The 23,400-nt window shown below is 74.2% G+C and carries 19 protein-coding genes; 8 read left to right on the top strand and 11 right to left on the bottom strand.

The genetic code is table 11. The features are described from left to right. The 7 genes from ACI8AX_RS22035 to ACI8AX_RS22005 all read right to left on the bottom strand — a co-directional run. Positions 1–1,334: LGFP repeat-containing protein (locus ACI8AX_RS22035; protein WP_456552010.1), on the bottom strand; the 1,334-nt coding region annotated here is incomplete at its 3' end. Beyond that, positions 1,331–1,879, bottom strand: a complete 549-nt coding sequence (locus ACI8AX_RS22030) for a hypothetical protein (RefSeq protein WP_456552009.1) — start codon at positions 1,877–1,879, stop codon at positions 1,331–1,333. The genes ACI8AX_RS22030 and ACI8AX_RS22035, both read right to left, overlap by 4 nt. Before the next feature lie 163 nt (positions 1,880–2,042). Beyond that, complete coding sequence (locus ACI8AX_RS22025; protein ID WP_456552008.1) at positions 2,043–5,180, bottom strand: arabinosyltransferase domain-containing protein; 3,138 nt, start codon at positions 5,178–5,180, stop codon at positions 2,043–2,045. A gap of 60 nt (positions 5,181–5,240) precedes the next feature. Then, the gene (locus tag ACI8AX_RS22020; protein ID WP_456552007.1) at positions 5,241–6,062 is read right to left on the bottom strand and encodes a DUF1028 domain-containing protein; all 822 of its coding nucleotides are present in this window, start codon (positions 6,060–6,062) and stop codon (positions 5,241–5,243) included. 25 nt (positions 6,063–6,087) lie between these two features. Then, positions 6,088–6,756 carry a CoA transferase subunit B gene (locus ACI8AX_RS22015; RefSeq protein WP_456552006.1) on the bottom strand — a complete coding sequence of 223 codons (669 nt, stop codon included), beginning with the start codon at positions 6,754–6,756 and terminating at the stop codon, positions 6,088–6,090. Position 6,757: 1 nt separating this feature from the next. Continuing rightward, positions 6,758–7,570, bottom strand: a complete 813-nt coding sequence (locus ACI8AX_RS22010; protein WP_456552005.1) for a CoA transferase subunit A — start codon at positions 7,568–7,570, stop codon at positions 6,758–6,760. A 44-nt stretch (positions 7,571–7,614) separates the two neighbouring features. Next, complete coding sequence (locus tag ACI8AX_RS22005) at positions 7,615–8,418, bottom strand: TIGR03089 family protein (RefSeq protein WP_456552004.1); 804 nt, start codon at positions 8,416–8,418, stop codon at positions 7,615–7,617. Between the two features lie 96 nt (positions 8,419–8,514). Here ACI8AX_RS22005 and ACI8AX_RS22000 point away from each other — a divergent pair, with 96 nt between their 5' ends. From ACI8AX_RS22000 to ACI8AX_RS21980, 5 genes are all read left to right on the top strand, one after another. Beyond that, on the top strand, positions 8,515–9,060 hold the full coding sequence (locus tag ACI8AX_RS22000; RefSeq protein ID WP_456552003.1) for a phosphatase PAP2 family protein: 546 nt from the start codon (positions 8,515–8,517) through the stop codon (positions 9,058–9,060). After that, positions 9,057–10,067 carry a decaprenyl-phosphate phosphoribosyltransferase gene (locus tag ACI8AX_RS21995; RefSeq protein ID WP_456552002.1) on the top strand — a complete coding sequence of 337 codons (1,011 nt, stop codon included), beginning with the start codon at positions 9,057–9,059 and terminating at the stop codon, positions 10,065–10,067. Before ACI8AX_RS22000 ends, ACI8AX_RS21995 begins: the two co-directional genes overlap by 4 nt. A 76-nt stretch (positions 10,068–10,143) precedes the next feature. Further along, positions 10,144–11,487 (top strand): FAD-binding protein, encoded by a 1,344-nt coding sequence (locus tag ACI8AX_RS21990; RefSeq protein WP_456552001.1) that lies wholly within the window; start codon positions 10,144–10,146, stop codon positions 11,485–11,487. Positions 11,488–11,497: 10 nt separating this feature from the next. Continuing rightward, on the top strand, positions 11,498–12,253 hold the full coding sequence (locus tag ACI8AX_RS21985) for a decaprenylphospho-beta-D-erythro-pentofuranosid-2-ulose 2-reductase (RefSeq protein ID WP_456552000.1): 756 nt from the start codon (positions 11,498–11,500) through the stop codon (positions 12,251–12,253). A gap of 245 nt (positions 12,254–12,498) precedes the next feature. Further along, positions 12,499–14,007 carry a hypothetical protein gene (locus tag ACI8AX_RS21980; protein WP_456551999.1) on the top strand — a complete coding sequence of 503 codons (1,509 nt, stop codon included), beginning with the start codon at positions 12,499–12,501 and terminating at the stop codon, positions 14,005–14,007. A gap of 55 nt (positions 14,008–14,062) precedes the next feature. Here ACI8AX_RS21980 and ACI8AX_RS21975 read toward each other — a convergent pair whose 3' ends face one another. The 4 genes from ACI8AX_RS21975 to ACI8AX_RS21960 all read right to left on the bottom strand — a co-directional run bounded on the left by ACI8AX_RS21975 (position 14,063) and on the right by ACI8AX_RS21960 (position 19,418). Then, a complete protein-coding gene (locus ACI8AX_RS21975) occupies positions 14,063–14,491 on the bottom strand; it encodes a DUF6752 domain-containing protein (RefSeq protein ID WP_456551998.1) in 429 nt (142 codons plus the stop codon). Further along, positions 14,470–16,035, bottom strand: a complete 1,566-nt coding sequence (locus ACI8AX_RS21970) for a hypothetical protein (RefSeq protein ID WP_456551997.1) — start codon at positions 16,033–16,035, stop codon at positions 14,470–14,472. Before ACI8AX_RS21970 ends, ACI8AX_RS21975 begins: the two co-directional genes overlap by 22 nt. Before the next feature lie 147 nt (positions 16,036–16,182). Beyond that, positions 16,183–17,721 carry an LCP family protein gene (locus ACI8AX_RS21965; protein WP_456551996.1) on the bottom strand — a complete coding sequence of 513 codons (1,539 nt, stop codon included), beginning with the start codon at positions 17,719–17,721 and terminating at the stop codon, positions 16,183–16,185. A gap of 119 nt (positions 17,722–17,840) precedes the next feature. Further along, on the bottom strand, positions 17,841–19,418 hold the full coding sequence (locus ACI8AX_RS21960) for an LCP family protein (RefSeq protein ID WP_456551995.1): 1,578 nt from the start codon (positions 19,416–19,418) through the stop codon (positions 17,841–17,843). 269 nt (positions 19,419–19,687) lie between these two features. Between ACI8AX_RS21960 and rfbB the strand changes: the two genes are divergently transcribed. The 3 genes from rfbB to ACI8AX_RS21945 all read left to right on the top strand — a co-directional run. Further along, on the top strand, positions 19,688–20,695 hold the full coding sequence (gene rfbB / locus ACI8AX_RS21955; protein WP_456551994.1) for a dTDP-glucose 4,6-dehydratase: 1,008 nt from the start codon (positions 19,688–19,690) through the stop codon (positions 20,693–20,695). Next, entirely contained in the window at positions 20,692–21,579 is an 888-nt protein-coding gene (gene rfbD, locus ACI8AX_RS21950) for a dTDP-4-dehydrorhamnose reductase (RefSeq protein WP_456551993.1), read from the top strand. Before rfbB ends, rfbD begins: the two co-directional genes overlap by 4 nt. Before the next feature lie 154 nt (positions 21,580–21,733). Then, the coding region (locus tag ACI8AX_RS21945) for an N-acetylmuramoyl-L-alanine amidase (protein WP_456551992.1) at positions 21,734–23,400 on the top strand (1,667 nt) is incomplete at its 3' end.

Here is a 23,400-nt window from a genome sequence, read left to right as displayed (position 1 = left end):
CTGACGATCCGGGCACCGGTCGACCGCGACCAGTAGATGGTGCCGCCCTGGAACCGCTGGAGGCAGCCGCCACCGGTCAGGCCGCACACCTCGTCCTCGGTGGGGTAGCCGAGCGGGCCGGTCTCCCATCGCTGGGCGTTCCAGCGCTGCCGCAGGGCACCGAAGAGAGGGTGCGCCCCGGTGGCCGGGCTCCAGTACATGACCCCGCCCTGGAACTCCTGGAAGCACCCGCTGTCGCGCAGGCCGCAGATCTCCTCGCTGGTCGGGTAGCCGAGCAGACCCGTCTCCCATCCGAGCTCCGCCCAGTGCCGCCCGACGTCCCCCTTGACGATCCTCGCGCCGCTGGACGGCGACCAGTAGACCGAGCCGTTGCGGAACGCCTGGAAGCAGCCGCCCTGCACCGGGAGACCGCAGATGACGCTGGAGGTGGCCGCCCCGAGCTGGGCGGAGGAGGCGAGGGCACGCTGGACGACGGCGTTGCCGCCGGGCGACTGGGTCGAGCCGAACCAGTCGGTGTAGTACAGCCAGAAGTTGCGGTTGCCGTAGGCGCCGCACGGTGCTGAGCCGTAGCCGGCGGCCAGGGTGGCGGCGTTGGGCTGGTAGGGCGTGTAGACGTACAACCCGGCCGTGGCCTGGTTCTCGATGTAGACGTCCGAGCGCCCGCAGCTCGCGTCGGGGTTGTAGAGAACCGAGTTCACCCGGCCGGCACGGTAGTTGTAGTTCTGCGGGTTGGCCGCGTAGACCTTGAACCGCCGCGCCGCGTTGTAGACCTGGTTGTAGAAGCCGTAGTACTGCACGTCGCAGGGCGCGGTGTCCGGGCAGCCGTAGCCGGTGGCCTTCTGGTAGCGGCTGAGCGTCAGGCTGCTGCCGCTCGCGCGGACCAGCCCCTGCTCCTTCTGCAGCAGGACGAGCAGCACCCGCTGGCTGATCCCGCATGCCTGGCCGACGCGGGTGATGATCCACGCCGCGGACTCCCCAGGGGCGCCGGCGTACGCGCCGCAGTAGGCGTCGGCGGCCCGCGTCCAGGTGTTCTCCCGGTAGTTCTTCAGGCAGGGCATGGGCCCGTTGACGCAGGCGGCGCCCTTGCCGTCCAGGAAGGCCTGGACGTCGCCGGCGGACATCGCGTCGCCGTCGAAGAAGAGGTCGTCGCTGATGATGTTGCCCGCGCGGAACTGGCTGGTGTCCGCGGCCAGCTCGAGCGCGGGGCTCGGGGAGGTCGCGGTGCCGGTGCCCGAGGTGGCACTGCCGCTGAGCCCGTCGATCGCGACGAAGACCGACAGCAGCAGGAGCGCGAGCGCGGTCGACGCAGTGCGGAGGGAGCGGGCCGGCCTCACGGCACCGTCACCTCGACCGCGTCGGACGCCCCGCGGGTCGTCGGCGAGTCGTACGTGACGACGGCCGACCACGCGCCGGGTGCCAGCCCGGAGCCGGGGACCTCGAGCAGGCCGCAGATCGTGGTGCTCACGTCGGCGACGCCCGAGGCCGACGCCGTCCGGCTCTCACCCCCCTGGGTGAGGGTCAGGGTGCAGGTCCCGCCGTCCTCCAGGAGGCCGCCGAGGAAGGCGTTCACGTGGACCGATGCGCTGGCGGCGTCCCAGTCCGCGTAGGACAGCACCACGTCCGCGGGGCCGTCCGGGGCGGCGACCGGATCGTCGGTGGCCACCTCCTCGACCGGCGGGACGCTCGGCGGGAGCGGCGCCTCGCTCGCGCGCGGGTCGGGGACCGCCCCGTCGGTCTCGCCGGCGGCCGTCGGCGACGACGGCGTGCCCGCGGCGGCGGGGGGTGCGGACGCCGCGTCGGAGGACGTCTCCACGGGGCGGTCGACCAGCACGTACGCCCCGACGGCGATGCCGACGAGTGCGGCTCCCCCGAGGAGCACACGGGGAGTGGAGCGAGCCAAGCAGGACACCTCATCAGTGCGGGCGTACCGGCGGTACGCGGTGGAGCGGCAGGGTCACGAGGACCTCTCCCCTCCATCGGCACCCGCCGGCGCGACCTTGACGGGATGCAGCTCGCTCGGGGACCGGTTCACCCGGCCGGGTTCAGTCCGCGTCGGGTCCCGGGCCCGCGCCGTCCCACCAGGACCAGCCCGGGACCACCCGGGTGGAACGCTCGACGACGTAGCCGTCGTCGGGCAGCCGCGGGTCGAGGCGTGTGATCTCCCCCCACTCCTCGTACGGGTAGACCCCGGGCATGAAGCCGATGTACTCGGTGGTGTCCGCCGTCTCCTCGACCGTCGAGTAGCTGCCGCCGCGCTCGTCGACCACGGTGAGCTCCGGAGAGCTGGCGTACGTCGAGCTCAGCACGACCCAGCGCACCGGCTCCACCATGCCGTCGCGGATCGCCGGCGGGTCGAAGCACGGCATGTTGAAGCCGATCGGCCAGTCCAGCACCACGGGGTCGTCACCGACGAGTTCCCTGAGCGGCTGCCCCGCGACGCGGTAGGGGTCGGTCGTCGCCACCCACCCGTCGTCGGTGAACCCGGGGTCCTCCACGCTCATCCGCACGAGGGTGGCGCCCTGGGGGAGGTGGATGAGACCGCCGAGGACGTACTGCCGCCACTCCCGGTCGCTGTCGGTGGCGAAGTCGACGGGCAGCGCCTCGACGAGGACGGGTTCGCCGTCGTCCCCGACGCGGGCGTACTCCATCACCACGGCGGTGCCGTCGTCGAAGTCACCGGTCACGGTGACGGCGAGGGCGTCGCGGTCGGAGAAGCCGGACAGCTCACGCCAGGGGGTCTTGGTGGACCGGGTCGGCTCGTCGTCACCGGCGTCACCGAAGGTGGACCAGATCGGGACCGCCGGCGGGACGACGTCGTCGAGGTCGTCGGGGTCGCCGTCGGGCACCGCGGTGGCAGCGACCGGTTGCAGCGTCGTCGCGTCGACGTCGTCGGCCGGCCCGGCGGGCAGGAGCTGCGGCTCGGTCAGGACGACGGCCGAGTCGGCGAGGCCGCAACCGCCACCGCCGGTGAGGGTGTCCACGGTGTCGGAGCCCATGGACCAGGTGTTCCGGAGCCGGTACTCGGCCAGCGCTGCGCTGCCCGTCTGGATCAGCACCGATGCCGCGAGGACCGCCACGAGCGTGCCGATGGCGGCAGTGGGCCAGTTCGGCGCGATGGGCTCGCCCCGGGCGCGGCGGCGGTGCCACCACCACGGGATGGCCACCGTGAGCAGGCCGACTCCCAGCCAAGGGGCGGGGTTGCCGAGGATCCCCGGCAGGTCCTCGTCGACGGCGTAGCCCGAGTACTCCACCTGGTGGTTGCCGCCGTGGAACGCCAGCGCGGCGGTCAGCGCCACCGCGACGGCCAGCACCCCCGACGCCCACCGGTCCGGACGCCGGCGGGCGATGACCACCACGGCGACGGTCACCGCGAGGGCGCCCGGGGCAGCGAGTGCCCCGAAGTGGTGGGTCCACTTGGTCGGGGAGGGCAGGAGAGCGGCGCTGGCGGCCAGGTAGGCCAGTGCCGGCACCGACCAGCTCGCCGTCGCGGCGGAGACCCGAGTGGTGCGCAGCAGCACCACGGAGACGGCGACGACGAGCACGAGCGTGCCCAGGACGACGACCTGGCGGGCGGAGGTGCTCTGGTTCGGGTCGGGCCCCATCGTCAGGTAGTAGTAGCGCAACAGCTCGTCGTACCAGGCCTCGGCCGGGCCGCGTTCCTGGTGCACCCGCAGTGCCGTGAGCGCGCCGGCGAGGCTGGCGTCGCTGAACACGATCGCCGAGGGCAGGCTCGCGCAGGCGACGACGAGTGCCAGCGTCGCCCAGCGGCCCAGCGCAGAGTCGCGCACGACAGGCCACCACCGGGGTGCGAGCACGAGCACCGTCACGACGCAGGACAGACCCGATGCGGTGATCGTCACCGCGGCACCGGCCACGGCGGCGGCGAGCCCCAGCAGCCAGACCCGGTCCCGGCGGATCGCCTGCAGGGTGAGGGTCAGGGTGACCGCCCAGGCGAGGGTGACCATCGACTCCGGACGGCCACCGATGTTCCACGGCAGCCACCACGCCAGGAAGGCGATGCCGGCGACCAGTCGCAGGGCGGGGTGCGGTCGCTGGACGAGCAGCGGTAGGAGTTGCCGGGTGAGCAGCAGCCACACCGCGATGCCGGCCGCCAGCGAGGGGAGCCGGAGCACGAACGGTGCGGTGGAGAGCTCCGTCAGGGGCGCCAGCAGCATCTGGTGCAGGACGAAGGGGATCTCTGGGACGTTGAAGTAGCGGAACTGGTTGCCGACGAACCCGGCGACGTCGATCGTCCGCGCCTCGAGGGTGTAGTAGTAGTCGTCGGTGTTGATGTAGCCGATCGCGGTCCAGCCGACGAGGGCGCCGACCACACCGACGTCGGCGAGCAGGTGCACCGGGCGCTCCACGCGGAGCCGGGCCCGGGTCTCCGCCCGCTCCAGCCGCCGTTGCGCCCAGCGAGCCCGCCAGGGGGTGGCCGGAGGCGATGCGCGTCGCAGCCACAGGAGGCAGGCGAGCAGCCCGAGCAGGTACAGCGCCACCAGCACGGCCTTGACCGTGGTCGGCGAGCTCTGGAAGCGGGCGTCCGGGGAGGCGACGGCCGTGGGGGAGGGCCCGTCGGTGCCCGTCAGCTCGGTGTAGAAGGCGGTGACCTCCGGGACCCGCGCCCCCGGCGCCGTGGCGAGGACCTCGTCGTCCCCTTCCGTGCGCAGCGACACCGTGGTGCCGTCCTGGTCGGCGCGGACGACGACCGTGCAACCCGCCGCGGTCGGCACGGGTCCCGACCACCGCTCCTGGCCCGAGGTGACGATCCGCATCCGGCCGTCGTCCACGGTCACCGACAGAGCCCGCTCGTTGCCCCGCTCGGAGTCCGGCAGCGCCGATGCGAACGCGTACCGAGGGTCGCCCTCGGTGGTGTCGCCCGTCCCCAGCGAACGAGCCGACGCGCAGGGCACCGAGACCTCGAGGTCGATCGGCCGGTAGGGCATGAACAGCGCGGTGATCGATCGCGGTTCGGCGCCATCGGCCGGCCACCGGACCTCGGGGGTGTCCACGACCACCGGCGCCAGGGGCAGCGCCACCGCGAGGAGGACGGTGAGCGTGGCCAGGACCCAGGCCACCGACCGGGCGCCCGGTCGCCGGCGGCGCGCCGGGGCGGCGACGTCGGGGTCGATGGCCGGGGGACGCACCGGCTCCACCGTCCGCTCGGGCGGCCCGCTCACCGGGTCGCGGTGGCGCGGGCGGCCCGGGCGGGGGAGATCACGTAGCGAGTGTAGGGAGGGTCAGTCGAGGAGCCGCGTGACCGCGGCCAGTCGCCCGTCGCCCGCCATGGCGCTGAGCCAGGCCGACCAGCCCGGCCGCGCGCGCATGGCCTCGAGCGCGTCCCGGGCCGCAGCCCGATCGCCCCGCCGGGAGGCGGCCAGCGCGGCGTACAGGTCGCGGGCGCCCTCGGGGGCGAACACCGCGAGGGTGTCGTAGTCGCGCTCGTCGTAGGCCCGCTGCAGGGTGCGCAGCACCCGCAGCTGGGCGACCGGGTCGCCGGAGTCGTCGACCCGCAGGTCGACCCGCACGCCGTCGTCCTCCTCGGTCTCGGGCTCCCCGCCGACCACGAGCAGCGCGGCCGACTGCCGGCCGCGCAGGTCCCCGCCGGCGTCCTGCCCGGCCGACAGCGCGGCCAGCAGCCGGTCGGCCAGCGCGCCGGCGGTGACGGTGAAGGCGTGCAGCATCGCCGGCAGCACGTCGTCGGAGGCCAGCATGTTGCCCTGCACGCTGACCGCCTCGGCCACGACGTGCCCGCTGACCGGGAAGGCGCCGGGGCCGGTGTCGGCGGCGACGGCCCCGCCCGCGGACAGGACGGCGAGCTGCCGGTCGGCGTCCTCGGCCGCGTGCGCCGCGCGGCGCACCAGGTCCGCCGGGGGCGTGCCCTCGGCCAGCCCGCCGAGCAGCACGCCGCCGAGCCCGCGCGGGCTGCGCGCCTGCACGACGACGACGCCGACGCCCGGCCGCGCGCGGGGAACGGCCCGGCCGACCGCGAGGATGCACGAGGAGACCGCGACCCCCAGCTCACCGGTCGCCCAGTCGCGGGCGACGATCGAGAAGGTCACCGGGGCGGTGCGGCGGGCGCGGGCGTCACACGGTGGCCGGCAGCGACATCTCGCGGACGTCGTCGGCCACGGTCAGCGGGGCGCCGGTGGCGGCGACGACCTCGTCGGCGGTGACGCCGGGGGCGGTCTCGCGGAGGACGAAGCCGCCGGGGGTGACGTCGACGACGGCGAGGTCGGTGACCACCCGGTCGACGCAGCCCTTGCCGGTGAGCGGCAGGGTGCACTCCTCGACCAGCTTGGGCGACCCGTCGCGGGCGACGTGCTCCATCATGATGATCACCGTGCGGGCGCCGTGGACGAGGTCCATCGCGCCGCCCATCCCGTTGACCATCTTGCCCGGGATGAGCCAGTTGGCCAGGTCGCCGCGGGGGTTGACCTGCATGGCGCCGAGGACGGCGACGTCGAGGTGCTTGCCGCGGATCATCCCGAAGGACATGGCCGAGTCGAAGAAGCTGGCCCCGGGCAGGATCGTCACCGTCTCCTTGCCGGCGTTGATCAGGTCCGGGTCCTCCTCGCCCTCGAACGGGTAGGGGCCGACGCCGAGGACACCGTTCTCCGAGTGCAGCACCACGTGCACGCCGTCGGGGACGAAGTTGGGCACCAGGGTGGGCATGCCGATGCCGAGGTTGACGTAGGAGCCGTCGGTCAGCTCCTGGGCCACCCGGGCGGCGAGCTGGTCGCGGGTGAGCGTCATGTCAGTTCGCCTCCGTTGCTTCCTCGCCCGCGGCGGCCGGGGCGGCGTCCTGGTCACCGGCGGCGGGGCGGGGGCGGGTGGTGCGCTTCTCGATGCCCTTGCCCTCGGTGCCCACCTCGACCACGCGGTCGACGAAGACCCCGGGCAGGTGGACGTGCTCGGGACGGATCTCGCCGGGCTCGACGAGCTGCTCGACCTCGGCGATCGTGATCCGCCCGGCCATGCCGGCCAGCGGGTTGAAGTTGGCCGCCGACTCGTGGAACACGAGGTTGCCGTGCCGGTCGCCGACCGCGGCGCGCACCAGCCCGTAGTCGGCGGTCAGCGCGGTCTCCAGCACGTACTGCTGGCCGTCGAACTCGCGCACCTCCTTGGGCCTGGAGGTGGCGACCACGTTGCCCTCGGCGTCGTAGCGCACCGGGATGCCGCCGTCGGCGACCATCGTCCCCACACCGGTGGGGGTGTAGAAGGCCGGGATGCCGACGCCGCCGGCGCGCAGCCGCTCGGCCAGCGAGCCCTGCGGGGTCAGCTCGACCTCCAGCTGGCCGGACAGGTACAGCCGGGCCAGCTCCTTGTTGCCGCCGACGAACGAGCTGATCGTCTTGCGGATCCGGCCGGCGTAGAGCAGCACGCCCAGGGCCTGGTCGTCGACGCCGCAGTTGTTGGAGATGGTGGTGAGGTCGCGGACCCCGGACTCCAGGAGCGCGTCGATGAGGGTGATCGGGACGCCGCACAGGCCGAACCCACCGACCGCCAGGGTGACGCCGTCGGCGACGTCCGCCACGGCCTCGCGCGCGGAGGCCACCACCTTGTCCATGCGCCGGTCCACCGTCCGTCGGAGAGAGCCGGCCCGCACCCGCGTCAGGCGGGGCGCCCCAGCTCGCGGATGCCCTCGATCTTGGTGCCGAGCGTAGCCGTGACGTGTTCATCGGTTGCCCGGCGGGGGAGCCGGGAGAGGTCGGGCGCGGTGACGAGGACCAGCGAGGCGCCGGCGGCCAGCGGGGCCAGCAGCCAGGCGACCGGCCCGGCCTCGGCGGCGGTGCGGGCGTCGACGAGCGCCCGGTCGCCCTCGGTCAGCCCGAGCCGGCCGGCCAGCTCGGTCGCCGTCTCCACCAGGCCGCCCAGCGTCAGCTCCAGCCCGCCGACGACCAGTCCCGGCGCGCCGGGGTCGGGCTGCTGCCAGGGGGTGAACGCGTCACCGTGCGTGCGGACCTCGACGGCGTAGTCGCGGGCCGGTCCGGCGTAGCCGGTCATTCCCGTCCCGAGCGGGTGCAGCGACAGCCCGACGAGCTCGGGCAGGTCGAGCCCCTCCAGCGGCGGCAGCCGGCCCTCGTCGGCGAGCACCACGTCGGCGCCGGCCAGCGCGCCGTCGTCCTCGGCGACGGTCTCCACCACCGTCGCCCCGCAGCTCCACGCCGCCATCAGCACGGCCGCCGTCTGCCAGTGCGCCGGCAGCACCACGGCCACCCGGCTGCCCGGGCCGACGTCGAACTCCTCCTGCAGCAGGTTGGCCGTCTTGGCCACCCAGTTGGCGAACGTGGTGCCCGACAGCTCCACCCGGGAGGCCACGACGTCGTCGTAGTGGGTCAGCAGGGGAGCGGCCGGGGCGCGGCGCAGCGCTGCCTGGAGGAGGTCGGACGGGGTGGCGGGCCGAGTGGGTCGCATGGGACGAGAGTGCCCCTTGACAGCGGTGGGCTGTGACGGGGCGGTTCGCCTCGCGCGTCCCGGCCTGGAGGTCACGGCGCGGTTACAGTTCTCGCGATGACCGCGACTGCCGCGAGCGACGCGTCCGGGCTCCTCCGCCTGGACCACGCGCTCCTCCGTTCCACCCGGCGGACGCTGGGTTCCACCCCTGCCGTCCCCGTGGCCCAGGGGCTCTCCCACTTCGGTGAGCACGCCCTCGGCTGGATCGCGCTCGGCGCGGCCGGCTGGCTGTCCGGGCGCCGGCGCCAGGAGTGGCTGGCCGGCACCGCCGGTGTCGTCGCCGCCCACGCCGCCGGCGTGGTCGTCAAGCGCGTCGTCCGGCGGGTGCGCCCGAAGCTGGACGACGTGCCGGCCCTGGTGAAGACGCCGAGCCGGCTGTCCTTTCCCAGCGCGCACAGCTGCTCGACCGCCGCCGCCGCCGTGGGCTTCGGGCCCATGGTCGGCCACCTCCCCATGGCCGGGGTGACGGGCGTGATGCTGGTCTCCCGCGTGCTCCTGGGGGTGCACTACCCGTCCGACGTCGTCTCGGGAGCGGCGCTGGGGGCCGGCACGGCAACCCTCGTCCGGCGGCGCCTGACCCGATCCGGAAGCAGGAAGGCATGACCGTGACGATGTCCCAGCCCGGCCCGCCGGTGTCCGCCCCGCCGGACCGCGCCGCGTCCACGGACGCCGGCGCCCCGGCTCCGGCCACCTCACCCGCGACCCCGCCGCTGGCCCCACGGCTGGCCGGCTGGCGCGGCACCTTCGCATGGGGCGTGGTCCGCTCCTGGCGGCCGCGCCAGTGGGCGAAGAACGTCCTGGTCCTCGCCGCCCCGGCCGCCGCCGGGGAGATCTTCCACCTCGACGTCCTCGGGCCGACCGGGGTCGCCTTCCTGCTCTTCTGCCTGGCCGCCTCCGGCGTCTACCTCGTCAACGACACGATCGACGTCGAGGAGGACCGCCGGCACCCGCGCAAGCGCTTCCGGCCGATCGCCGCGGGCGTCGTCCCCAAGAGCCTGGCGCTCGCCATGGCCGCAGTGTTCTTCACCGTCGCGCTGGTCGCGGCCGTGCTGCTGACCCGGCCGGCACTGGCCTGGGTGCTGGGCAGCTACGTGGTGATCCAGCTCGGCTACTGCCTCTTCCTGAAGAACCAGCCGGTGATCGACCTCGCCGTCGTCGCCTCCGGCTTCCTGCTGCGCGGCATCGCCGGCGGTGTGGCCGCCGGGCTCGAGCTCTCCCAGTGGTTCCTGCTGGTCGCCGCCTTCGGCTCGCTGTTCATGGTGGCCGGCAAGCGGTACTCCGAGCTCGTCCTCATCGGCGACGCCGCGGCCACGCGGAAGACGCTGCAGGAGTACTCGGCCAGCTACCTGCGCTTCGTCTGGAGCCTGTCGGCCGCGGTCACCCTGACCGCCTACAGCCTGTGGGCCTTCGAGATGGGGGAGACCCAGGAGGGCGCCCCCTGGTCGCTGATCTCCATCGCCCCGTTCGTGCTGGCGATCCTGCTGTACGCCCGGGACGTCGACAAGGGCGAGGCCGGGGCCCCGGAGGACATCGTCCTGGGCGACCGCGTGCTGCTGACCCTCGGCGTCCTGTGGGCCGCCACGATGGCGCTGGGTGTCTACGGTGTCTGAGGGAACACCTCGTCCCTCCCACGCCTCGCGAGCTCGGCGCGGGACCCTGGACGAGGCCGGGCGGAGCCCTGAGGCCTTGACCGGCTGGGGCCGGACCGCCCCCACCCCCGCACTGGTCGACCGCGTCGCCGACGAGGCCGAGGCCCGCAAGGTGCTCGCCGAGGCCCGCGCCGACGCGCGGGGCCGCGGCGTCGTCGCCCGCGGCCTGGCGCGCAGCTACGGCGACGCGGCGCAGAACGCCGGCGGCCACGTCCTGGACATGACCGGCTCGGACCGGGTGCTCGACGTCGACCTGGCCGCCGCCGAGGTGGAGGTCGAGGCCGGCATCTCCCTCGACCGGCTGATGAACCTCTTCGTGCCGCTGGGCATGTTCGTCCCGGTCACCGCCGGCACCCGGTACGTGACCGTGGGCGGGGCGATCGCCGCCGACATCCACGGCAAGAACCACCACGTCGCCGGCAGCTTCGCCCAGCACGTGCGCTGGCTGGACCTGCTCACCGCCGACGGCCAGGTCCGCCGGGTGGGCCCCGAGTCCGACCCGGACCTGTTCTGGGCGACCGCCGGCGGCATGGGCCTGACCGGCGTCATCCTGCGCGCCCGCGTCCGGATGAAGCCGATCGAGACCTCGCGGTGCCTGGTCGACACCGACCGGACGCCGGACCTCGACGCGCTGATGACGCTGCTCGCCGAGACCGACCACCTCTACGACTACTCGGTGGCCTGGATCGACTGCGTGGCCAAGGGCGCCCGGATGGGCCGCTCGGTGCTCACCCGCGGCCGGTTCGCCCGGCGCGACGAGCTGCCCGCGCGCAAGCAGGCCGACCCGCTGCGCTACTCCGGCTCGGTCAAGCTCTCGGTGCCCGACGTCTTCCCGCCCGGGCTGCTGAACGTCGCCACGGTGTCGGCGTTCAACGAGCTCTGGTACCGCAAGGCGCCGAAGCGGAAGCGCGACCAGCTGCAGAGCATCCCGACGTTCTTCCACCCGCTCGACGGGGTGGGCGCCTGGAACCGCATCTACGGCCCGCGCGGGTTCGTGCAGTACCAGGTCACGGTGCCGTTCGGGCACGAGGAGACGATGCGCCGGGTGCTCGAGCGCATCGCCAACTCCGGCCACGCCTCGTTCCTCGCCGTGCTCAAGCGCTTCGGCGAGGGCAACCCCGGCATGCTGTCCTACCCGTCGCCGGGGTGGACCCTGGCGCTGGACATCCCCGTCGTCGGCGGCCTCGCCCGGCTGCTCGACGAGCTCGACGAGCAGGTGGTCGAGGTCGGCGGGCGCACCTACCTGGCCAAGGACTCCCGGGTCCGCCCGGAGGTCTTCGCCCGCATGTACCCGCGCCTGGAGGAGTTCCGGGCGGTGCGCCGCCGCGTGGACCCCGACGGCGTCTTCACCTCCGACCTGGCCCGGCGACTGGAACTGTGAGGCCCTCCCCGTGATCGACGCACTCGGATCCGTCGGCTCGCTGCTGCTGGTCGGGGGGACGTCGGACATCGCCGTCGCCACCGCCCGCCGCTATCTCCAGGAGCGGCCGCTGCGGGTCGTCCTCGCCGCCCGCGACAGCGCCCGGCGGGCCGCGGTCGCCGAGGAGCTGCGCGCCGCCGGCGCGACCGTCGAGGTCGTGGACTTCGACGCCGAGGACCCGAAGTCGCCGGAGCGGATGGTCGCCGAGGCCACCGCCGGCGGGGACGTCGACGTCGCGGTGGTCGCCTTCGGCCAGCTCGGCGACCAGGAGCAGCTGGCCCACGACCCCGACGCCGTCGCGGCGCTCGCCCGGGTCAACTACGTGGCGCCGGTCGTCGTCGGCACCGTGCTCGCCGAGCGGATGCGGGCGCAGGGCCACGGCACGATCGTCGCGCTCTCCTCGGTGGCGGGGGAGCGGGCCCGGGCGTCGAACTACGTCTACGGCTCGACCAAGGCCGGCCTCGACGCGTTCTACAGCGGCCTGGCCGACTCCCTGGCCGGCACCCCGGTCTCCGTGCTCGTCGTCCGCCCCGGGTTCGTCCGGTCGAAGATGACCGAGGGTCTGGACGAGGCGCCGCTGGCCACCACCCCGGAGGCGGTCGCCGAGGCGATCGTCACCGGCGTCCGCAAGCGGAAGCACACCGTGTGGGTGCCCGGCGCCATGCGCTGGGTGATGAGCGGGCTGCGGCACACGCCGCGCCCGGTCTTCCGCCGCCTGCCCATCTAGGGCTGGCCCGCGGTCCGCGGGAGGTCGGTGTGGCAGCTGCGACACGTGACGACCATGGGGTGCCGTTCCTGGGAACGGGACCGATCCGTCACGTGTCCTGCATCGTGCGCGGCGGATCTCGTGCGAGCATGAGGTCACCGCCGGGTGACGCGCCGTAGTCGCTGCGCGGCGCAGACCGATCCGTGCGCGGGCACGGCGCGTCCAGCGTCCTCCGTCGACCCGGCCAGTGCCTCCAGGAGACCCCGATGACCACACTCGAACGGCCGGTCCCCGCCGTTGCCGACCCGGCGCCCCGCCGGCGGTTCCGCCCGACCGCCGACATGCTGGTCCTCGCCGCCTCGGTGGGGGTCTTCCTCCTCCTGTGCTGGCGGCTGCGCGACTTCATCACGGACGACTCCTGGATCTCCGTGCGCTACGCCGAGAACCTGGGGGACGGGAGGGGATTCGGCTGGAACCCCGGCGGGGAGCCGGTCGAGGGCCAGAGCAACCCCCTGCTGGTCTTCATCGAGGCGGCGGCCCACGCCGTGGGCATCCCGGCCATGCACGCCGCGCGCGGGCTGGGGGTGCTGAGTGGACTCGCCTGCATCGTGCTGGTGCAGATCCGCGGGCGCAGCGTGGTGGGCCGCGCCGGAGCGATCGCCGCGGCAGCGCTCCTCGCGTGCTCGACCCCGTTCGCCGTCTGGGCCGTGGGCGGGTTGGAGACGCTGCCCGTGGCGCTGCTGCTCACCGTCGCCGCGCTCGAGCTGGCCCGGGCGGACGGCGGCCGGGTCTGGGTCGCCGCCGGCGCCATGGGGCTCCTCCCGTGGCTGCGCCCGGAGGGGCTGGCTGCGCCGCTCGTCCTCGTGGCGCTGGGCGAGGGGCTCGCGCTGCTGCGGCGCGGGAGGCGCGGCCCGGCCGCGCGGCGGCTGGTGGTCCTCGCGGGGGTGCCCGTGGCCTCGCAGGTCCTCCTCGAGGCGTTCCGCCTGGCCGTCTACGGGCACCTGCTGCCCAACTCCGTGATCTACAAGGCCGGACACGGCACCCCGTTCGGAGTCGGGGAGAAGTTCCTGACCCAGGGTGTGGTGGTGCTGCTCCTGGCGGTCGTGGGACTCGTCCTGGCCCGCGGCCGGCAGCGGCTGCTGGCGGTGCCGACGCTGGTGTACCTGCTCGGCTCGATCGGGATGGCCGACAGCGTCAACGCCTTCAGCCGCTTCTTCATGCCGGTCTGGCCCCAGGTGGTGCTGCTGGCCGGCCTGGGCGTGGCGGGCCTGTTGACCGGTGCGGAGGAACGGCGTCGCCGCTTCGCCGCGGCCACTCTGGTCGCCGCCACCGGCCTGGCCATGCTCGCGTTCCCGCCGGGGGACCTCCGGTCGGCCGAGGCGTTCGCGCAGGACTACCACGACTGCAGGACGACGACGCGCCTCAACATGGCCGAGTGGTTGCGCACCACGCCCGAGGACACCGTCTACTCGGTGTCCGACGCGGGTCTGGTCCCGGCCCGCGCGGAGCGGACGGCGGTGGACAGCTTCTTCCTCAACGAGGCGCTGCTGCAGGAGATCGGCCGGCTGAGCACCGAAGAGGTCGCCGACGAGGTGTTCCGCCGCCGACCTGACGTCATCGTCCTGACCAGCCGCGAGGCGGACGTCTTCGTCGGCGCCTACCCCAACGACGCCCTCGTCGGCAGCCGCCTCGCGGACGAGGGCTACGTGTTCGCGTTCACGACCACGGGCAGCGTCCCCGGCTGCGGCTACAGCATGTGGGCCTTCGTGCGCTGACCGACCGGCACGCCGGACGGCGGCCCGCGGACGGGACCGCGGCCGCGGCCGCAGGTCAGAAGGTGTCGGGGCGCAGCTTCGCCACCGCGGACGGGTCGATGTCCCGGTCGTGCAGCGGCAGGACCACCTCCGTCACGACGTCCGTGAGCTCCGCGATCCGCAGGCTCTGTCGGCGAGCCTCCAGCAGCCCGTCGTCGAGGGCTTCGATCCGCGGGATGAAGGACTCCGCCAGCAGCAGCGTGGCGTCCAGCCGGTCCCGCAGGGCCTTCTGCTCGACCTGCAGGTCGGCGATCCCCTTGTGCGCTGCCGTCACGGACTCGAAGGCCAGGGCGAGCTCCTTGAAGAGCCTGTCCCGGTCGGCGGTCAGCTCGGTCACCAGTGCGTCCAGCCGCTCCACCTCGGGCACGAAGCCCTGCCGCACGACTCGGCGGAACCGCCGCGCCGGGGCCGTGACGACCCGCTTCACAGCCGTGCGCGCTGCCATGACACCACCATCCTCGTCTTCGTCATCGTGGTCGGGACTGCCTGCGGCCAGGTGACCTCTTCGGTCACCTCGGCCGTCTCCGTCACGTGGAGGCCGTACGCGGCCATCTCCGTGGCCAGGACGTCGAGGTCCACGGCGCGGTGCAGCGGCCCGCCGACCCCGGGGTCGGGGAACAGGCTGGCCTGCGGCACGTCCAGGTGTGCCTGACCGCCCCGCCGCAGCAGCATGGACAGCAGCCGCCAGAGGTTCGGCCGGCCGACGTCCCACATCGTCGCCAGCAGGTCCCGGGCGTACACCACCGTGCGCTGCCCGCCAGCGGCCATCTCGGCGCCGAACGCGAGGACGCGCCGGGGGTCGTACAGGTTGAGGGTCCGGAAGCCGGCGGCCAGGCCGCGGGCGTCGGCCGCTTCCTGCGCGCGGACCACGGGCCAGCGCACGTAGTCGAGAGCCTGCACGGTGTGCCCCTGCCCGGCCAGCCACAGCGCGTCGTGGCCGCGCCCGGCGGCCAGCTCGACGACGGTGGAGCGCGGTTCCAGCCGCTCGGCGAGGCTCCTGACGTAGTCGGACGGGGTGCTGCCGAGCTCGACCCGGTTGCCGACCACGTCGTAGCGGAAGCTGTCCTCCCACGGTGTCCGGTTCATGTGCTGGTCGGACATCCAGCCGTAGTACCGGTCGCGGGTGGTCTGGGGGACCTCGAACCGGAACGAGGGGTCCGGGACGCGCCAGCCAGGGCCGTAGATGGCCTCGAGCATCACCTCGGGTTCGCGGCACATCGGCTCGTGGCGGCCGCGGATCTCGAGGTCGAGCGGCGGCACGAGCTGCTCGCGCGTCACGCGGGCACGGATGGGGAAGAGCTGGTACCACCAGCCGTCGTCGTCGATCCACCCGGTGAAGATGTCGACGTAGCCGTCGGGCCGGCCCTCGTGCTCGAAGTGCAGCTGGAGGTGCCCGGCCGAGCAGCGGACGACGGTGATGCCGGCCCCGACGAGGGCACGGCCCATCGCGAAGCCCTCCAGCGCGACGTCCGTCGGGTGGGAGCAGCGACTCAGGTACGCCAGGTCGGCGTCGTCGTCGTTGGGCATCACACGCCCGTCCCGGTACGGGCCGAGGAGGGTGCCGCCGGTGACGTAGACGTCGACGTCGGTGCAGTCGGCGAGGACGCCGCGCACGAGGTCGAGGCGATCCAGCAGCCGGTCCTCGATCCCTGGGGGGTAGTCCGAGAGCGCGTGGCCGATGTTGCCCCACTTGTTGACCATCAGCCCCAGGCCGTGCGAGTCCTCGAAGCGGACGGGCTCGTCGGACCCGCCGAACCGGGCCGCAGCACTCAGCGGGGGGCTCGCACCGTCGACCGGCGCCAGGGTCACGGTCGTGCGGCCCTCGAGATAGGGCAGGAGGACGGCGGGCCACGGCATCCTCAGGGCCGCGCTGGTCGCACCGGCGGGCGCGACCTCCGTCAGTGCGTCAGTGAGCCGGAAGGACCAGATGCGCCTCCCGTCGAGCAGGAGGTCGACGACGCGCTGCAGGTCCTCGGGGGAGGCGGTCACGGACAGGCCGTCGGCATCGACGGTCAGGTCGCTCAGCAGGACGAACTCCTCGGACGGTGTCGCGGTCGGCGTCCCGGGGGGACGGCGGGTGACCGGGGGGTGTACCCCACGCTAACCCGCGGGGTGTCCGACCCCGTCCCACGGGGCTCAGCGGATGCAGCTGGTGTCGTCGGCGGTGCGCAGGTCCTCGCCGGCGACCTCGTCGGGAGCCGGCTGCGGGGTGACCGGGGTGCCGACGGCGGTGAAGTCGGAGCCGAGGACCAGCTGCACGGTGCCCGGCTCGAGGGTGTCGTCGAGCTGCACGAGCGCACCGGGGACCTGGACGGCGACCGTGGCGGCCAGCGCCTCGTCGCCGGAGGCGTGCCGGACCACCGTCTGCGTGTAGTCGCTGCGGTCGGCGTTGCCGGCCCCGGAGAGCCGGAAGCCCGCCGCCTCGAGCGCCGCGCCGGCCTCGCCCGCGACCCCGGCGACGCCCGAGCCGTTGAGCACCTCGACGGCGACCGTGGCCGGGTCGACCGTCGCGGGCGGCTCGGCCGGCTCGTCAGAGGGCGGCTCCGGCTCGGCGGAGAGCTGGGCGAAGAAGCGGTGCAGGGTCTCCTCGTCCTCCAGCCGGATGATCGAGCCGAGGCCGTCCACCCGCTCGTCGCCGACGTAGGGGACCGTCTGGAAGGTGATGCTGCCCAGCGCCACCGACTGCATCTGCTGGGCCAGGGCGAACAGGTCGAGGTCCTCGTCCACGGTGAGTGCCCGGGAGACGGCCTCGACCAGCTCCCGCTGCTTGCCCAGGTCGAGCAGCACGTCGCTGGACAGGATGTTGCGCAGCACACCGGCGATGAACACCTGCTGGCGCACGATGCGGTCGTAGTCACCGCGCCCCTGGTCACCCAGGTTGTGCCGCTGCCGCACGAACGCCAGCGCCTCGGCGCCGGAGATCGTCTGCCGCCCGGCGGGGAAGAAGGCGCCGGAGTACTCCCGGTCGTCGACCGCGGCGCACAGGTTGACCTCGACGCCGCCCACCACGCTCGTGAGCTCGAAGAACCCGAGCAGGTCGACCTCGGCGTAGTGGTCGATCCGCTGGCCGGTCAGCGCGTTGATGGTCTGCACCAGCAGCTGCGCCCCGGCGGCCTGCTTCGCCGCCTCGGGCGCGGCGTCGTCGACCGCGCTGTAGCCGAGGGCGTACGCCGCGTTCAGCTTGTTCGGGCCGTGCCCGGGGATCTCCACGTAGGAGTCGCGGGGGAACGAGACGAACGACGCCGCGGCCCCGTTCGCCGGCAGGTGCACCAGGATCATCGTGTCGGTGTTGAGCCCGGAGTCGGTGCCGGCGCTCAGCTCCCGCAGCTGCTCCTCCGTGAGGTCGGCGCGGCTGTCGCTGCCGACCAGCAGCAGGTTCACCGCCTCCGGGGCACCGCCTGCGTCGGCGTTCCCGTCGTCGGGGATGGCGTCGGTGCGGTTGACCGTCGCCTCGGCCACCTGGCCGAGGTACCAGCTCCAGCCGGTGGTGGCCAGCAGCGCGACCGACAGCAGCCCGGCCACGACCCGGGCGACGACCGTGACCCGGCGGGTCCGCGGCCGGCCGCCGGGACGTGCGACGGCGGCCGGCCGGCCGCCGTCGGAGCGGCCCAGCCGCGGGTCGAGGCGTGCCGGCAGCCGGCGTCCGCCGGGCGGCTCGGGCGTTCTCGGGCTCACGGCGGCGTCCTCCCCCTCGGCCGGGCCCCTCCGTCAGGAGGGGCGGCTGGCGAGGGTAGGACGCCGCAGCCGGCCGTGGGGGCTCTCGCGCGCCGCTGGTGCGGCCGGGGCGGAGTCGCTCAGTTGATGCAGCTGGTGTCCTGCGCGGTGCGCAGGTCCTCGCCGGCGACCTCGCCGGCCGCGGGCTGCGCGGTGGTCGGGACGCCGACGCCGTTGAAGTCGGCACCGAGCACCAGCTGCACGGTGCCGGCGGTCAGGGTGTCGTCCACCTCGACCAGGGCGCCGGGCACCTGGGCGGCGACGGTGGCAGCCAGGGCCTCGTCGCCCGCGGCGTGCCGGACCACGCTCTGGCCGTAGTCCGCGGAGTCGGCGTTCCCCGTGCCGGCGACGACGAACCCGGTGGCCTCGAGCTGCGTGGCGGCCTCGGCGGCCAGGCCCCGGACGCCGGAGCCGTTGAGCACCTCGAGGGTCACCGCGGAGGGATCGACCGTGGCCGGCGGCTCCGCGGGCTCCTCGGCCGGGGACTCGGGCTCGGCGGACAGCTGCGCGAAGAAGGCGTGCAGCGTGTCCTCGTCCTCGAGCCGGATGATCGAGCGGCCCTGCTCGTCGCGCTCGTCGCCGACGTAGGGGACGGTCTGGAACTCGATGCTGCCCTCGGTCACCGACTGCATCTGCGCGGCGAGGGAGAACAGGTCGAGGTCCTGGTCCACGGTCAGCGCCTGCGACGCGGCCTCCACGAGCTGGCGCTGCTTGCCGAGGTCGAGCAGGACGTCGTCGGAGAGCATCTTGCGCAGCACGCCGGCGATGAACACCTGCTGGCGGACGATGCGGTCGTAGTCGCCGCGGGGGAGGCCGTGCCGCTGCCGCACGAAGCGCAGCGCGTCGGCGCCGGAGATGACCTGCGGGCCGGCGGGGAAGACGGCGCCGGAGTACGCCCGGTCGTCGACCGGCTCGCACAGGTTGACCTCCACGCCGCCGACCACGGTGCTGAGCTGGAAGAAGCCCAGCAGGTCCACCTCGGCGTAGTGGTCGATCGCCAGCCCGGTCAGCTCGCTGATCGTCTGCACGAGCAGCTGGGCGCCGCCGGCCTGCCGCTGGGCCTCGGGCATCGAGGAGTCGACGTCCTGGTAGCCGTAGGCGTAGGCCGCGTTGAGCTTGTCCCAGCCGTACCCGGGGATCTGCACGTAGGAGTCGCGCGGGAAGGAGACGAACGACGCCGCCGACCCGTCGGCCGGCACGTGCACCAGGATCATCGTGTCGGTGTTGAGCCCGGAGTCCGCGCCCGCGTTGAGCTCGGCGAGCTGCTCCTCGGTAAGGTCGGCGCGGCTGTCGCTGCCGACGAGCAGCAGGTTCATGGCCTCCGACGCACCGCCGGCGCCGTCGTTGCCGCTGTCGGGGATGGCGTCGGTGCGGTTGACCGACGCCTCGGCGACCTCGCCCAGGTACCAGCTCCAGCCGGTCGTGGCCAGGAGGACCGCGGAGACGACGCCGGCGAGCGCACGGGTGACGACGGTGGCGCGCCGGGTGCGCGGCCTGCCTGCGGTCGGGGCAGGGCGGCGCCCCCGGTCGGGACGCTCGTCGGTCCGCTCGGCTCGGGGAGAGCGGCCGGAACCGGGCCGGCCCAGCCGCGGGTCCAGGCGTGCCGGCAGCGGCCGGTCGCCGGACTCGCCGGGCGGAACGGGCTTCTTCGGGCTCACGGAGGCGTCCTTCCCTGTGCTGGCCACCCGCGCTCCGGCACCGGCCGGGGCGTGAGGACCCCTCCGTCACCGGCCGCGACCGCGGGGGCGGCGGTACCGGGGGGCGCCTGGCCAGGGTAGGTCGCCGGCCTGCCCGGCCCGGGCTGCGACGGGCCGACACGGGACGGCTGGGACGAACGGGACTCAGCGGTACCGCGGGGACCGTCGGGACGGCGCGCCAACCCCGTCGGGGGATGCCCGGGGCGTCCCCCGACGGGAGGATGCAGGTCATGCGCGTGCTCGTCACCGGCGGAGCCGGGTTCATCGGCTCCCACTACGTCCGCACGATGCTCACAGGCGGGTATCCGGGCTACGAGGACGCCGAGGTCACGGTGTTCGACGCCCTGACCTACGCCGGCAACCTGGCGAACCTGGCGCCGGTCGCCGACAGCCCTCGCTACCGCTTCGTCCGCGGGGACATCCGCTCGGCCGAGGACCTCGACGCCGCGCTGCCCGGACACGACGTCGTGGTGAACTTCGCGGCCGAGTCGCACGTGGACCGGTCGATCGCCGGGGGCGGCGCCGACTTCGTCCTCACCAACGTGCTGGGCACCCAGCAGGTGCTGGCCGCCGCGCTGCGGCACGGCGTGCGCCGGGTCCTGCACGTCTCCACCGACGAGGTCTACGGCTCGATCGACACCGGCTCGTGGACCGAGGACCACCTGCTCGAGCCCAACTCGCCGTACTCGGCGGCCAAGGCCGGCGGCGACCTGATCGCCCGTGCCTACGCCAAGACGTACGGGCTCGACGTCTCGATCACCCGCTGCAGCAACAACTACGGGCCCTACCACTACCCGGAGAAGGTCATCCCGCTGTTCGTCACCAACCTGCTCGACGGTCAGAAGGTGCCGTTGTACGGCGAGGGTGCCAACGTCCGCGACTGGCTCTTCGTCGACGACCACTGCCGGGGCATCCAGCTGGTGCTGGAGAAGGGCCGGCCGGGCGAGTTCTACAACATCGGCGGCGGCCGGGAGCTGTCCAACCGGGAGCTCACCGAGAAGCTGCTCGAGGCCACCGGTCGCGACTGGGGCTACGTCGAGCACATCGTGGACCCGCGCGGGGGCGGGCACGACCTGCGCTACTCCGTCGACCACTCGAAGACGGCGGAGCTGGGTTACGCGCCGCGGACGACCTTCGAGGAGGGTCTGGCCCTCACGGTGCAGTGGTACCGCGACAACCGCGCCTGGTGGGAGCCGCTCAAGGCCCGCGCCGCGGTGGCCGCCGCGCCCGCGCGGTGAGCGCCCCCGGCACCGCCTGGCTGGTCACCGGTGCACGCGGCCAGCTCGGCCGCGAGCTCACCGGCCTGCTCGTCGGCCGCCCCGGCGACGCGGTCACCGCCCTCGGCCGCGACCGGCTCGACCTGACGCGGGAGGCGCAGGTCCGCGCAGCCGTGCGTGAGTGGCTGGCGGGGGTGGGCGGCCGGCGGGCCGTGCTGCTCAACGCCGCCGCTTACACCGCCGTCGACGCCGCCGAGACCGACGAGGAGACGGCGACCGTGGTGAACGGCGCCGCCCCCGGCTGGCTGGCCGAGGAGGTGGCCGGCCGGGCGCGGCTGGTGCACGTGTCGACCGACTACGTGTTCGACGGGTCGGCCACCGAGCCGTACCCGGTCGACGCGCCGGTGGCGCCGCGGTCGGCGTACGGCCGGTCCAAGGCGGTCGGGGAGCGGGCGGTCGCCGCGGCCGGCGGGGACGCCACCGTCGTCCGCACCGCCTGGGTGTACGGCCGGCACGGCGCCAACTTCGTGAAGACGATGGCCGGCCGCGCGGCCGCCGGCAGCGGCGTCTCGGTGGTCGACGACCAGGTGGGCTCGCCGACCTGGTCGGCCGACCTCGCCGCCGCCCTGGTGGCCGTGGGGGAGCGGCCCGAGCCGGCCCCGCCGGTGCTCCACTTCACCGACGCCGGCGCGGTCAGCTGGTTCGGCCTGGCCCGCGCGGTCTACGAGGAGCTGGGCGCCGACCCGGCCCTGGCCGCCCCCACGACGACGGCGGCCTTCCCGCGCCCGGCGCCGCGGCCGGCGTACTCGGTGCTCGACTGCGGCGCGTGGCTGGCTGCCGGCCTGCCGGCCCCGCGCCCGTGGCGACAGGCGCTGACGGCGTCGCTGCGCACCTGGCCCTGGTGAGGACGCCGCCGCCGGCCGTCGTCCGCGGGACGGCTGGAGCACGGGGGGCTGTCGACGTCGGCTGAAGATCCCCGGGACGGCTGCCGAAGCTCTGCGGTGGAGAGATGTGCCCGGTGCCGGGCACGCCGCCCACGATCCACCGGAGGACCACCGCGTGCGCCGCTACCTCACGGGCTCCCTGGCCTTCGCCGCCTTCACCGGGACCATCCTGGTGCTGCCCGTCTACGCCGACGAGAGCCCGGAGGCGGTCCCGGTCGAGGCCTCGACCGAGGACATCCCGTTGGGTTCGCTCCAGGACCCGGCGCCCGCCGCGGAGGTCCAGGAGGGCACGACCGACCCCGTCGCCGGAGTGGGCCAGCAGGCGCCGGCGCTGACCGTCTCGCGGACCGGCGTCGACGAGTTCTCGATGGTGGGCGTCAACTGGGCCTACGACCCGGCGGTGACCGACGTCGTCGTCCAGGTCCGGGTGCAGGACGCGGCCGGCGAGTGGGGCGGGTGGACCGAGGTCGGCGTGGAGGACGCCGCTCCCGACACCGACGGCGGGGAGGTCCCCGAGGGGTGGCGCGGCGCCGCCGCTCCGCTCTGGACCGGCCCCAGCACCGGCGTCGAGGCCGAGCTGGTGACCCGCTCGGGCGCCGCCCCCACCGACGTCCGGCTCGAACTGGTGGACCCGGGGCAGAGCGAGGCCGACGGGGACCTCGGCTCCCCGGACATCCAGGACACCGCCGACGCCGCGATGGCGATGCCTGACGTCTACTCCCGTGCCCAGTGGGGCGCCGACGAGAGCAAGCGCACCTGGGCGCCCGAGTACGTGTCGACGATCAAGGCGGCGACGCTGCACCACACCGCCAGCTCGAACAACTACACGGCCGCCGACGTCCCGGCCATCATCCGCGGCTTCTACCAGCTGCACGCGGTCAGCAACGGCTGGGGCGACATCGGCTACAACGTGCTCGTCGACAAGTTCGGCCGGCGCTGGGAGGGCCGCTACGGCGGCCTGGCCAGCACGGTCGTCGGCGCGCACGCCGGCGGATTCAACAGCTACACGTTCGGCGTCTCGATGATCGGCAACTACGACGTCGTGCAGACGCCGCAGGTCATGGTCGACTCGGTGGCAGCGATCATCGCGTGGAAGTTCTCGCTGTACGGCGTGGACCCGAGAGGGACCACCACCCTCACCTCGGGCGGTGGGACCACGGTGCGTTATGCCAAGGGGACACCGGTCACGTTGCCGACGATCTTCGGTCACCGGGACACCGGTCGCACGGCCTGTCCCGGGCAGTACGGCTACGCCCGACTGCCCGAGATCCGCGACAAGGTGGCCGCGGCCCTGGCGGGGACGCAGTCGGCCATCGCGTCCCGGTACGCCTCCGACGCCGGGCTCCGGCAGCAGCTGGGGGTGGCGGTCGGGGGTGAGCAGACGACCGCCGGCGTGACCTGGCAGCGGTACGAGCGCGGGAACGTGTACTGGACGCCGGCGACCGGGGCGCGTGCCGTCATCGGCGGCATCCTCGGCGCCTATCTGGCCGCCGGTGGCCCGGCTGCGCTCGGTGCGCCGACCACGGACGAGCTGCCGACCCCGGACGGGGTCGGTCGCTTCAACGCCTTCACCGGCGCGTCGATCTACTGGACGCCCACGACGGACGCCCACGTGGTGCGGGGGCAGGTGCGGGAGTTGTGGGGCGCGAAGGGGTGGGAGACGGGTCTCCTCGGCTACCCCAGCCGCGACGAGGTGTGCGGCCTGACCGGTGGCGGCTGCTTCCAGGAGTTCCAGGGCGGGAACGTGTACCGGTCGCCGGCCACGGGGGTGCACCTCGTGGC

It is taken from the genome of Blastococcus sp. SYSU D00813 (assembly GCF_054050735.1).
Note: the sequence above shows the minus strand (reverse complement) of the source record. Positions and strands in the feature narration are given on the sequence as shown.